The following is an 11,578-nucleotide window of genomic DNA, read 5'->3' on the forward strand; positions in this document are numbered from 1 at the left end:
AGCCAGGATCAAACTCTCCAACAATGTCTTCGAATTCAATCGAGGCAAATTAATGCTCTCAAAGGAACCTCAATACGAGGTTTCAATACATAAGCTCTACTGGCTTAGTTCACTAGCACACTGTTGAGTTCTCAAGCAACACACTCTGAATCCCTCCGCGTTATCAGCGGCTGAATCCTCGGCAGTTGTTCCAAGCGATATTCACAAGCTTTTGGTCGAGCATGCCTCAGCCTACGGGTTTAGTCGTAGGGGGTCGGCGGCCGCTCGTGGGCCGACGCTGAACATTACCCGGTCCGATCCGCGGTGTCAACCCGCTCGTCCCGGCCTGGTCTCCGGGGCTTGCAGCCCCGGTGTGACCCGGTGTTCCTGGCGACGAAGAGAAGATTACATGCCCCGGAACTGCCCCAAAACAGGGGGGTCACTTAACGACATCGCCGCAGGTCAGAGTGCTTACGGAGGGCTACGACGGGCCCGGTCGGCCGGACAGCGGGAAGCGGGCGGCGAGGGCGGGTCGGCCGGAGCACCACCACGACGGCGGGAAGCGGGCCGGCGAACGCGGATCGGCCGGCAACTACGACGGCGAGGTCGGCAGGTATCCCGGCGGCAATGCGGATCGGCCCTTACGACGGCAACGTCGGCAGGTACCGCGGCGGGACCCGGGCCGGAGCCACCCGTTCGAAGTCCGCCGCGAGCGCCAGCATCCGGGCGTCGGACCAGCGGGACCCCATGAACGAGATCCCCACCGGGAGCGGTCCGGCGAACCCGGCCGGCACCGTCACGTCCGGGTAGCCCGCCACCGCGGCCGGGGTCGAAGACGGGATCACGTCGTTGTCGCCCACCGCGCAGTCGGTCTTCCACGCCGGCGGGTTGGTCGGCGATGCGATCGCGTCCAGGTCGTACGCGGCCAGGGTCTCGTCGAGCGATCGGCGCGCCAGGTCGGAAAGCTCCGCGCGGCCGGCGAGGTAACCCGGGTCGGTCGGCGGCGGTGCGGTCAGTGCCTGCTCGAACAGCTCCTGCCCGGCGAAGCACGTGCGCTCCAGCGGGTCCGCGCGGTTGTAGGCGATCAGCTCGGCCAGGTTCCGGGGCCCGCGCGGGCGGGTCGCCAGGTAGGCGTCGATGTCGCGGTGGAACTCCGTGAGCAGCGCCGGGAACTCCAGCTCCCCGAGCCGCGCCTGGTAGGGCAGCGACACCTCGACGACCGTCGCACCCGCTTTGACCAGGGAGTTTCGCGCCGAAGTCATGATCGCGTCGGTGGCCGGGCCGAGCACCGGCAGCCGCCACAGGCCGATCCGTGCGCCGCGCAGGACACCCGGGCGGAGCAGCTTCGCGTAGTCCGTCGGCTGGGTGCGCGGATAGGTGAGCGTGGCCGGATCGGCGGGATCGCGACCCTGCAGGACCGACAGCGTCAGGGCCGCGTCGACGACGTTGCGGGCGATCGGGCCCGCGGTGTCCTGCTCCGCGGAGATCGGCACCACGCCGGTGCGGCTGACCAGGCCGAGGCTGGGTTTGTGGCCGACCGTCGCGGTCATCCCGGCGGGGCACACGATCGAGCCGTCCGTCTCCGAGCCGATCGCCACCTGCGCCAGCGACGCCGCCACGCCGGCGGCCGATCCCGCGGACGACCCGCACGGGTTGCGGTCCAGCACGTACGGGTTGTTCGTCTGCCCACCCACGCCCGACCAGCCGGACGTCGGCTTCGCGGCGCGGAAGTTCGCCCATTCGGAGAGGTTCGCCTTGCCGAGGATCACCGCGCCCGCCGCGCGCAACCTCGTGATCAGCGTCGCGTCCGCGGCCGGGTAGCTGCGCAACGCCCGTGACCCGGCCGTCGTCCACTGGTCGCGGGTGTCGACGTTGTCCTTGACCAGCACCGGGATGCCGTCGAGCGGCCCGCGCAGGTGGTGCGCGCGACGGCGGGCATCACTCGACGCGGCCTGGCCCAGTGCCGACGGGTTGAGCGCCAGGACGGCGTTCACCTTTCCGTCGATCCGGTGAATCCGATCGAGGTAAAGCCTGGTCAGGCCCACCGCGGTGAGCCGGCCCGACGCCATCCGGGCCTGCAGCGCCGGGATGTCGGCCGAGTCGAGGTCGAACCTCGAAGGGGCCGGCGAGGCCGCGACAGGCGCGGCGGGGACGAGCACGAGTGCGGCGGCCAGGATCGCGAGGAACACCGGCCGCCGCCCCATCAGAGCACCGGCAACAGGGTTCGGAGTTCGTACGGGGTGACCGCGCTGCGGTAGTTGTCCCACTCCACGCGCTTGTTCCGGAGGAAGAAGTCGTAGACGTGCTCGCCGAGCGCTTCCGGCAGGAGTTCCGACTTCTCCATCTCGGCCAGCGCCTCCCCCAGGTTCTGCGGCAGCTGCGCGTACCCGGCGGCGCGCCGCTCGGAGTCGCTCAGCTGCCAGATGTTGTCTTCGGCGGGTGGCGGCAGCTCGTAGCCCTTTTCGATCCCCTTCAGCCCGGCGGCCAGGATGACCGAGTACGCCAGGTACGGGTTGCACGCCGAGTCCAGGGTACGGATCTCGACCCGTCGGGATGACGCCTTTCCGGGTGAATACATCGGGACGCGCACGAGCGCGGAGCGGTTCGCCCGGCCCCACGAGACGGTCGTCGGGGCTTCACTGCCGCTGATCAGGCGTTTGTAGGAGTTCACCCACTGGTTGGTGACCGCCGAGATCTCTTTCGCGTGGTGCAGCACGCCGGCGACGAAGGCCTTGCCGGTTCCCGACAGCTCGTGCGGGTCTTCGGCGTCGTAGAAGGCGTTGCGGTCGCCTTCGAACAGGCTGACGTGCGTGTGCATCCCCGAACCGGGCTGGTCGGTGAACGGCTTGGGCATGAACGTCGCGCGCACACCCTGAGTCAGCGCGACCTCCTTGACGACGTAACGGAACGTCATCACGTTGTCGGCCATCGTCAGCGCATCGGCGTAACGGAGGTCGATCTCCTGCTGGCCCGGTGCCCCTTCGTGGTGGCTGAACTCGACCGAGATGCCCATCGCCTCGAGCGTCTCGATGGCGTGCCGGCGGAAGTGCGTCGCCGTGGCGTGGCTGGCCTGGTCGAAGTAGCCGCCGTTGTCCGCGGGCTCCGGCTCGCTGCCGTCGTCCGGCATCGTCGAGAGCAGGAAGAACTCGATCTCGGGGTGGACGTAGCAGGTGAAGCCCGCTTCGGCGGCCTTCGACAGCTGGCGGCGCAGCACGTGCCGCGGGTCCGCCCACGACGGCGAGCCGTCGGGCATCGCGATGTCGCAGAACATGCGGGCCGAGTAGGGGCCGCCGTCGGGGGTCTCCCAGGGCAGGACCTGGAACGTGGCCGGGTCGGGCTTGGCGACCATGTCCGATTCGTAGACGCGCGCGAAGCCCTCGATGGCCGAGCCGTCGAAGCCGATCCCGTCGTTGAAGGCGCCTTCGAGCTCGGCCGGCGCGACCGCGACGGACTTGAGGAACCCCAGCACATCGGTGAACCAGAGACGGACGAAACGGATGTCGCGCTCCTCGAGCGTGCGGAGCACGAATTCCTGCTGGCGATCCATGGCCGCACCCTAACCACAGCGTGTTAACGACATGTTTCGCGACGCGCCGTGGCCGCCGAAGTCACGTCGCGAGTACCGCAACGGGCTTCTTCGCCCGGGTGATGGCCAGCGAAGCGACCGACGCGATGATCGCCAGCACAGCGGCCGAATACCAGGCCAGGGTGTAGTTCCCGAGCTGGTCGCGGACCAGGCCGGCGGCCGACGCGGCGAACGCGGCCCCGAGCTGGTGGGAGGCGAACACCCAGCCGAACACGATCGGGCCGGCGTCGCCGAAGGCGCGGACGCAGAGCGCGACCGTCGGCGGGACCGTGGCCACCCAGTCGAGGCCGTAGAACAGGATGAACGCCCACATGCTCGGCTGCACCGAGTCGGTGAACAGCTGCGGCAGCAGCGCCAGCGAGAGCCCGCGCAGGGCGTAGTAGACGCCGAGCAGGATCCGCGGGTCGATGCGGTCGGTGAGCCAGCCCGAGAAGATCGTCCCGACGACGTCGAAGACGCCGACCAGGGCCAGCAGGCCCGCGGCGGTCGTCTGCGGCATGCCGTGGTCGTGCGCGGCCGGGACGAAGTGGGTGCCGACCAGGCCGTTGGTCGTCGCCCCGCAGATCGCGAAGCCGACCGCGAGCAGCCAGAACGTCCGGGTGCGGGCGGCCTGGCGCAGCACGGAGAGGGCGCGGCGGACCGAGCCGGTCTTCGGGACCGGACGCACGACCTCGGCGTCGGCGGGCGCGCCGTAGGCCGTCGTGCCGACGTCGGCGGGGTGGTCGCGGATCAGCAAGAGGACCACAGGGACGACGGCGAGCGCGGCGATCGCGATCACCAGCGACGCCGTGCGCCAGCCCGAGCCGACCGCCAGGTTCGCGATGAGCGGCAGGAAGATCAGCTGGCCGGTGGCCCCCGCGGCGGTCAGGACGCCGGTGACGACGCCGCGGCTGCGGACGAACCACCGCGTGGCGACCATCGCGGCGAACCCCATGGCCATCGAGCCGGTGCCCAGCCCGACCAGCACGCCCCAGCACAGCACGAGCTGCCAGCTCGCGGTCATGAGGACCGTGCCGCCCGCGCCGAGGGCGATCACGGTCAACGCCGTCGCCGAGACGCGCCGGATGCCGAAGCGCTCCATCAACGCCGCCGCGAAGGGCGCGAAGAGGCCGAAGAGCACGAGGTTCACCGACACGGCCGAGCTGATCGTGGTGCGGGACCAGCCGAACTCTTCGTGCAGCGGGTCGATCAGGACGCCGGGAGCGGCGCGGAAGCCGGCGGAGGCGAGCAGCGCGACGAAGGCGGCGCCGGCGATCAGCCACGCGCGGTGCAGCTTCGGGGCAGGACGGGTCTCAACGGTCACTCAAGCAGTCTCATCGCCCGCGCGTGAGCTCGAAAGTGGCCGGAAGGACATCATCCGCAAGGATTGGGCCAACAGTAGGCTTTCGCCATGCCCCGCCTCGCGTTGCTGCTCGCGCTCCTCCTGACGGCCGGTTGCACGGGCTCGCCCGATACGCGAGGTCCCTTCCCGGCGGGCGCCGACCTGGTCGGCAAGGCCGCGACGTCGTTCGCCTCGGTGCGGAGCGTGCACTTCGCGGCCGGCGTCAACGGCGTGCTGCCGGGATTCCCGCTCCGCCAGATCGAAGGCGACGCGACCCTCGGCGACGGCGGCACCGCGACCGGCATGGCCGACGTCCAGGACGACCACAACAGCGGCGGGCACACCAAGTTCCCGTTCACCGTGCACGACGGCCAGGACTCGCTGCCCGAGGCCTACCGGGTCAAGGCGTTCCTCGGCCCGGCCGGCGGGCTGAAGCGGCTGCTCGACGGGGTGACCGACGCCGAGACCGAAGGCCGAGAGAACGTCGACGGCGCGCCCGCGCTGCGGGTCGCCGGCCGGGTGCCGGCCGCGGTGGCGCACAGCGTGCTCGCGGCCGTCGACGCCGAACTCAACGTCAAGGTGTGGGTCTCCGACGACGGCGGGCCCCGGCGCTTCGTGCGCCTGTGGGTACAGGTCCCGCCGGCCGGCGACCACCTCAGCCCGGTGATGATCGAGCTGTCCCTAACGGAGCAGGCCTAGCTACTGCCCCGAGCACCGCTTGCCGTCCGGCGGCACCGTGCCGTCGAGCAGGTAGTCCGTGCCCGCCTGGTCCACGCACTTCACGCCCTGCAGGAAAACCGTGTGCTGGGTGCCCTCGAACGTCAGCAGCGCGCCCTTCAGGCCCTTCGCGAGGTTGACGCCGGCCTGGTACGGCGTCGCCGGGTCGTTGGTCGTCGAGATGACCAGCGTCTTCGCCAGGCCTTCGACGTTCGGCACGTGCGGCTCCGAGGTGTTCGGCACCGGCCAGAACGCGCAGGCGTCGCGAGCCGCCGAAGCCGGACGCCCGTCGTCGAGGAACGGCGCCACCTTCACGTACTCCTCCTGCGCCTTGAGGATGACGGCCGGGTCGGTGACGCGCGGGTCGTCGACGCAGCGGACCGCCGTGAAGGCGTCCTGCGTGGTGCCGTACTTGCCGTCGGAGTCGCGTTCGTTGTAGATGTCGGCGAGCTTCTCGAGCGTCGCGCCGCGCTGCTGCTTCAGCTCGTTGAGGCCCGTGTTCAGGGTGTCCCAGAGGCTTTCCTGGTAGAGCGCCTGGATGACGCCGGTGGTGGCGTCCTCGTAGGAGAGCTTGCGGCCGTCGCCGACCGGCACCGGGAAGTCGATCAGCGGCCGGACGAGGTCCTGGAACGCCTTGACCGCGCCGCCGGCGTCCGCGCCGAGCGCGCAGTCCTGCTGGGCCGTGCACGACTTCGCGAACTGGTTGAACGCCGTCCCGAAGCCCTGGCCCTGCGCGACGAGCGACTCGACCGCGTCCTGCTCGGGGTCCACCGCGCCGTCGAGGATCATCGCGCGGACGTTCTTCGGGAACGCCTCGGCGTACGCCGACCCGATCCGGGTGCCGTAGGAGTAGCCCAAATAGGTGAGCTTTTCGTCGCCGAGGACCGAGCGGAGGACGTCGAGGTCCTTCACGACGTCGCGGGTGCCGACGTTGGCCAGCATCCCGGTGCCGTCGTCGGTGCGCTGGGCGCACTTGGCGGCGAAGTCCTTTTCCTGCGATTCCTGCTTCAGCACGCCGGCCGGCGAACCGTCGGTTTCGCTGTCGTCCGCGCGGTCGGCGTCGCGCTCCGGATCGGTCAGGCAGTGGATGGCCGGCCGGCTCGCCCCGATCCCCCGCGGGTCGAATCCGACCAGGTCGAAGCGCTTGCCGAGCCCGGTGCTCGTCATCGGCTTGGCCAGCCCGGCGGCCGCGACCATGCCCGACGCGCCCGGCCCGCCCGGGTTGACCACGAGCGAGCCGATCCGCGCCGCGGCGTCCGTCGCCTTGCGCCGGAGCAGGCCCAGCGTGATCGTGTCGCCCGCCGGGTTCGCGTAGTCCAGCGGCACGGTCAGGCGCGCGCACTGGACGTCCTTCGCCTGGAACGCCGACCGCGAGTCTTCCGATGTCGCGTAAGGTGCGCAGTCGGCCCAGCTCAGGCTCTGGCCGTAGAACCGCTCCAGACCGGCGGGCACCGGCCCGGACGGCGGGTGCGACTCGGTCGTCGGCGCGGGCGGCTCGGTCTTGCCGGAGGACGTGCACGCGGTCAGCGAGGCCGCGAACAGCACGGATGTCGCCATTGCGGTGATCCTGCGACTACGGGACCTGGCGCTGGGATGTGAGAACACGGTTGGATCGTCCCATCCGGCCGCGGAACTCGAACGCACCACCGTCGCGTTGGGTGGTGGAGGCCGTCGAGCGAGAGAGAACGGGAGACCAGGGGTGGCAGCACTGATCAGCCGGGTGGGCAAGAAGCTCCGCCGGATCATCCAGCGGCCGGGCAGCGTCGAGCTGACCCGCTACGAAGCACTGCTGCCCGCGGTCGAGAAGCTCGAACCCGAGCTCGAAAAGCTCTCCGACGAGGAGCTGACCGAGCGGGCGGGCAAGCTTCGCGAGACGCTGAAGGACACCGCGTTCGGCGACGACCAGCTGGTCGAGGTGTGCGCGCTGGGCCGCGAGGCCGCGCGGCGGGCCCTCGGCGAGCGCGCGTTCGACGTGCAGGTGCTGGGCACGATGGGCCTGCTCACCAAGCACGTCGTGCAGATGGAGACCGGTGAGGGCAAGACCCTCGCGGGTGCGCTCGCCGCCGCCGGTTACGCGATCCGCGGAAAGCGCGTTCACGTCGTCACGGTCAACGACTACCTGGCCCGCCGCGACGCCGAGTGGATGGGCCCGGTGTACGCCCTGCTCGGCGTGTCGGTCGGCTGGGTCGAGCCCGCGCACTCCCGCGAAGAGCGCCGCGAGGCCTACCACAAGGACGTCACGTACGGCGCCGTCGCCGAGATCGGCTTCGACGTGCTGCGCGACCGGCTCGTGACGTCGGTCGACGACCTCGTCCAGCCCGACCCCGAGGTCGCGATCGTCGACGAGGCGGACTCGGTGCTGGTCGACGAGGCCCGCGTCCCGCTGGTGATGGCCGGCTCGATCGACCACACCGACGCCGACGAAGAGGTCGCGAAGGTCGTCCGGCGGCTGCGCCTCGGCCTGCACTACGAGACCGACAGCGAGGGCCGCAACGCGTGGCTGACCGACGCCGGCGCGTCCGTCGTCGCGAAGTCGCTCGGCCTGGAGGTCGACGACCTCTACGGCGAGACGGCGTCGGACCGGCTCCCCGCGGTGAACGTCGCGCTGCACGCGCACGCGCTGCTCACCCGCGACGTCGACTACCTGGTCCGCGACGGCAAGGTGCAGCTCATCAACGCCGCCCGCGGCCGCGTCGCCGAGCTCCAGCGCTGGCCGGACGGCCTCCAGGCCGCCGTCGAAGCGAAGGAGCAGGTCACCGCGACCGACCGAGGCGAGATCCTGGACTCGATCACCGTCCAGGCGCTGCTCGCGCGCTACCCCGAGGTCGCCGGCATGACCGGGACCGCGGTCGCCGTCGCCGAGCAGCTGCGCGAGTTCTACGAGCTCGAGGTCGCGGTCATCCCGCCGAACACGCCGAACATCCGGGAAGACCTCGAGGACCGGGTCTTCGCCTCGCCGTCGCAGAAGCTGCGGGCGATCGAGGAGGAGATCCGCACGGTGCACGAGACCGGGCGGCCGATCCTCGTCGGCACCCAGGACGTCGCCGAGTCCGAAGAGCTGGCGGAGAAGCTGGCGAAGGTCGACCTCGAGTGCGTCGTGCTCAACGCGCGCAACGACGCCGAAGAGGCCGCGATCATCGCCGAGGCCGGCAAGAAGGGCGCGGTCACCGTGTCCACCCAGATGGCCGGCCGCGGTACCGACATCCGGCTGGGCGGCACCGACGGCGCGACCCGCGAAGAGGTCGTCGAGCTGGGCGGGCTGCACGTCATCGGCACCGCGCGATACCCGTCGAGCCGGCTCGACGGCCAGCTGCGCGGCCGCTCCGGCCGCCAGGGCGACCCGGGCAGCGCGATCTTCTTCGCGAGCCTGAACGACGAACTCGTGCTGTCGAACGCGCCGGACGTGCCCGAGGGCATCACCGACGACGAGGAGACCGGCGAGATCAAGGACCCGGCGGCGCTGCGGCAGCTCAACCACGCCCAGCGCGTCGCCGAGGGCGTCGACCTGGAGATCCACCGCAACACCTGGCGCTACACGCGGCTGATCGAGCGGCAGCGGCGGGACCTGCTGGTGCACCGCGGCAAGGTGCTTCGCACCGCGTACGCGGCGGAGCAGCTCGAGAAGGCGCACCCGGAGAAGTTCGGCGAGCTGAAGGAGAAGCTCGACGACCAGGACAAGCTCGAGCAGATGTGCCGCGAGGTGCTGCTGTTCCACGTCGACCAGCTCTGGTCCGACCACCTGGCGTACCTGACCGACGTCCGCGAGAGCATCCACCTGCGCGCGCTGGCCCGGGAGACGCCCCTCGACGAATTCCACCGCGCGGCGATCCCGGAGTTCCACAAGATCATCGCCGAGGCCGACTCGCGGGCGGCGAAGACGCTCGAAGAGGCGGAGCTGACGGACGAGGGCATCGACCTCGGCGACGCGGGCGTGCGGCGCGCGAACACGACGTGGACGTACCTCGTGCACGACAACCCGTTCGATTCGGACTTCGAGCAGACCATCAAGAAGGTCCGGAGCATGATCAAGCGCAAGTAGCGGGTCGTGAGTGGTAAGGAGGGTTAGAACCCTCCTTACCACTCACGACGGCTGCGGCAGGCCCCCGTCCGGTTGGTCCGGGCGAGGGCGTGGCGTTTCGCCCACATTCGCTCGGCCTTCCGGGTGACCGTGAGCCAGAATGGCGGCATGCCGCAACTGCGCATCGCGCTCGCCCAGGTCAACCCCACCGTCGGCGACCTCGACGGCAACGCCGATCTGCACGTCGAGTGGACCCGGCGGGCCACCGAAGCCGGCGCTCACGTCGTCGTCTTCCCCGAGATGTCCCTGACCGGCTACCCCATCGAGGACCTCTCGCTGCGCAAGACCTTCGCGGCCGCCTCGAGGCAGGGCGTCGAGTCGCTGGCGCGCCGCCTCGACGAGGCCGGCTGCGGCGAAGTGCTCACCTACATCGGCTACCTCGACCTCGACGACGTCGGCCCGCGCGACGCCGCCGCGGCGCTCTACCGCGGCGAGGTCGTCGCCCGGCAGTTCAAGCACCACCTGCCCAACTACGGCGTCTTCGACGAGCACCGCTGGTACAAGCCGGGCACCACGCTCGACGTCGTCCGGTTCCACGGGCTCGACATCGGCATGGTCATCTGCGAGGACCTCTGGCAGGACGGCGGGCCGATCTCGGCGCTGGGCCGCGCCGGCGTCGACCTCGTCGTGGCGCCGAACGCGTCCCCGTACGAGCGGTCGAAGGACGAGCAGCGGCTGCCGCTCATCGCCCGGCGCGCCGCCGAAGCCGGGGCGCCGCTGGTCTACACCAACCAGATCGGCGGGCAGGACGACCTCGTCTTCGACGGTGACTCGCTCGTCGTCGGCGCGGACGGCACCCTGCTCGCCCGCGCGCCGCAGTTCGTCGAGCACCTGCTCGTGCTGGACATGGACCTGCCGAAGACCGGGTACGCGGGCGACGGTTCGTACGAGGGCCTGCACGTCCGGCGGCGTGTCCTGAGCGAAGAGCCGCTGCCGGCGTACGAGCCGACGGCCACGCCGGTGATCAGCGAACCGCTGGCGGACGAGGCCGAGGTGTGGCACGCGCTGGTCGTCGGGCTGCGGGACTACGTGCACAAGAACGGCTTCTCGTCGGTGATCTTCGGGTTCTCCGGCGGCATCGACTCGGCGGTCTGCGCGGCGCTGGCGGCGGACGCGCTGGGCGGCAACAACGTCTACGGCGTCTCGATGCCTTCGAAGTACTCGTCGGGGCACTCGAAGGACGACGCCGCCGACCTGGCGCAGCGGATCGGCGCGCACTACCGGGTCGAGCCGGTCGAGGACATGGTGCGCGTGTACGTCGACCAGCTCTCCCTGACCGGCCTCGCCGAGGAGAACATCCAGGCGCGGACGCGCGGCATGCTGTTGATGGCACTGTCCAACTTGGACGGTCACCTGGTGCTGGCCACCGGCAACAAGACCGAGCTCGCCGTCGGGTATTCGACGATCTACGGTGACGCGGTCGGCGCGTTCGCCCCGATCAAGGACGTCTTCAAGACGCACGTGTGGCAGCTCGCCCGCTGGCGCAATGAAACAGCGGCCAAGCGCGGCGAGACCCCGCCGATCCCGGAGAACTCCATCACCAAGCCGCCGTCGGCCGAGCTGCGGCCGGGCCAGGTGGACACCGACTCGCTGCCGGACTACGCGCTGCTGGACGACATCCTCGACGACTACGTCGAGGGCGACCGCGGGTACGCCGACCTGGTGTCCGCGGGCTTCGACCCGGAGACCATCGACCGGGTGGTGCGGATGGTCGACAAGGCCGAGTACAAGCGGCGCCAGTACCCGCCGGGCACGAAGATCACGTTCAAGGCCTTCGGCCGCGACCGGCGGCTGCCGATGACCAACCTGTGGCGCGAGGGCAAGGCCTAGACGAGTAATGCGTAAGTCTGGGTGTTGACCGGAGATGGGCGAAGGGTGTTCAAGATCCGTTTGTGAC

The 11,578-nt window shown here is 70.3% G+C and carries 7 protein-coding genes; 3 read left to right on the forward strand and 4 right to left on the reverse strand.

All coding sequences use genetic code 11. The features are described 5' to 3' along the window. Positions 1–620 precede the first annotated feature (620 nt). The 3 genes from C2L58_RS17100 to C2L58_RS17110 all read right to left on the reverse strand — a co-directional run bounded on the left by C2L58_RS17100 (position 621) and on the right by C2L58_RS17110 (position 4,868). The gene (locus C2L58_RS17100) at positions 621–2,183 is read right to left on the reverse strand and encodes an amidase (RefSeq protein WP_103338576.1); all 1,563 of its coding nucleotides are present in this window, start codon (positions 2,181–2,183) and stop codon (positions 621–623) included. Beyond that, positions 2,183–3,526 carry a type I glutamate--ammonia ligase gene (glnA, locus tag C2L58_RS17105; protein WP_103338577.1) on the reverse strand — a complete coding sequence of 448 codons (1,344 nt, stop codon included), beginning with the start codon at positions 3,524–3,526 and terminating at the stop codon, positions 2,183–2,185. The genes C2L58_RS17100 and glnA overlap by 1 nt, the downstream gene beginning before the upstream one ends. A 61-nt stretch (positions 3,527–3,587) precedes the next feature. Beyond that, the gene (locus C2L58_RS17110) at positions 3,588–4,868 is read right to left on the reverse strand and encodes an MFS transporter (RefSeq protein ID WP_103338578.1); all 1,281 of its coding nucleotides are present in this window, start codon (positions 4,866–4,868) and stop codon (positions 3,588–3,590) included. A gap of 87 nt (positions 4,869–4,955) precedes the next feature. On the opposite strand from C2L58_RS17110, the gene C2L58_RS17115 reads away from it, so the two are divergent. After that, a complete protein-coding gene (locus tag C2L58_RS17115) occupies positions 4,956–5,585 on the forward strand; it encodes an LppX_LprAFG lipoprotein (RefSeq protein WP_103338579.1) in 630 nt (209 codons plus the stop codon). Here the strand turns inward: C2L58_RS17115 and C2L58_RS17120 are convergent, their stop codons facing one another. Further along, entirely contained in the window at positions 5,586–7,160 is a 1,575-nt protein-coding gene (locus C2L58_RS17120) for an alpha/beta hydrolase (protein ID WP_233225768.1), read from the reverse strand. A gap of 142 nt (positions 7,161–7,302) precedes the next feature. On the opposite strand from C2L58_RS17120, the gene secA2 reads away from it, so the two are divergent. Next, complete coding sequence (secA2, locus tag C2L58_RS17125; RefSeq protein WP_103338580.1) at positions 7,303–9,642, forward strand: accessory Sec system translocase SecA2; 2,340 nt, start codon at positions 7,303–7,305, stop codon at positions 9,640–9,642. Positions 9,643–9,789: 147 nt separating this feature from the next. Continuing rightward, positions 9,790–11,511, forward strand: a complete 1,722-nt coding sequence (locus C2L58_RS17130; RefSeq protein ID WP_103338581.1) for an NAD+ synthase — start codon at positions 9,790–9,792, stop codon at positions 11,509–11,511. The last annotated feature ends 67 nt before the right edge of the window (positions 11,512–11,578 follow it).

This window comes from Amycolatopsis sp. CA-126428, from assembly GCF_002904335.1.
In the GTDB taxonomy this organism is placed as follows: domain Bacteria; phylum Actinomycetota; class Actinomycetes; order Mycobacteriales; family Pseudonocardiaceae; genus Amycolatopsis.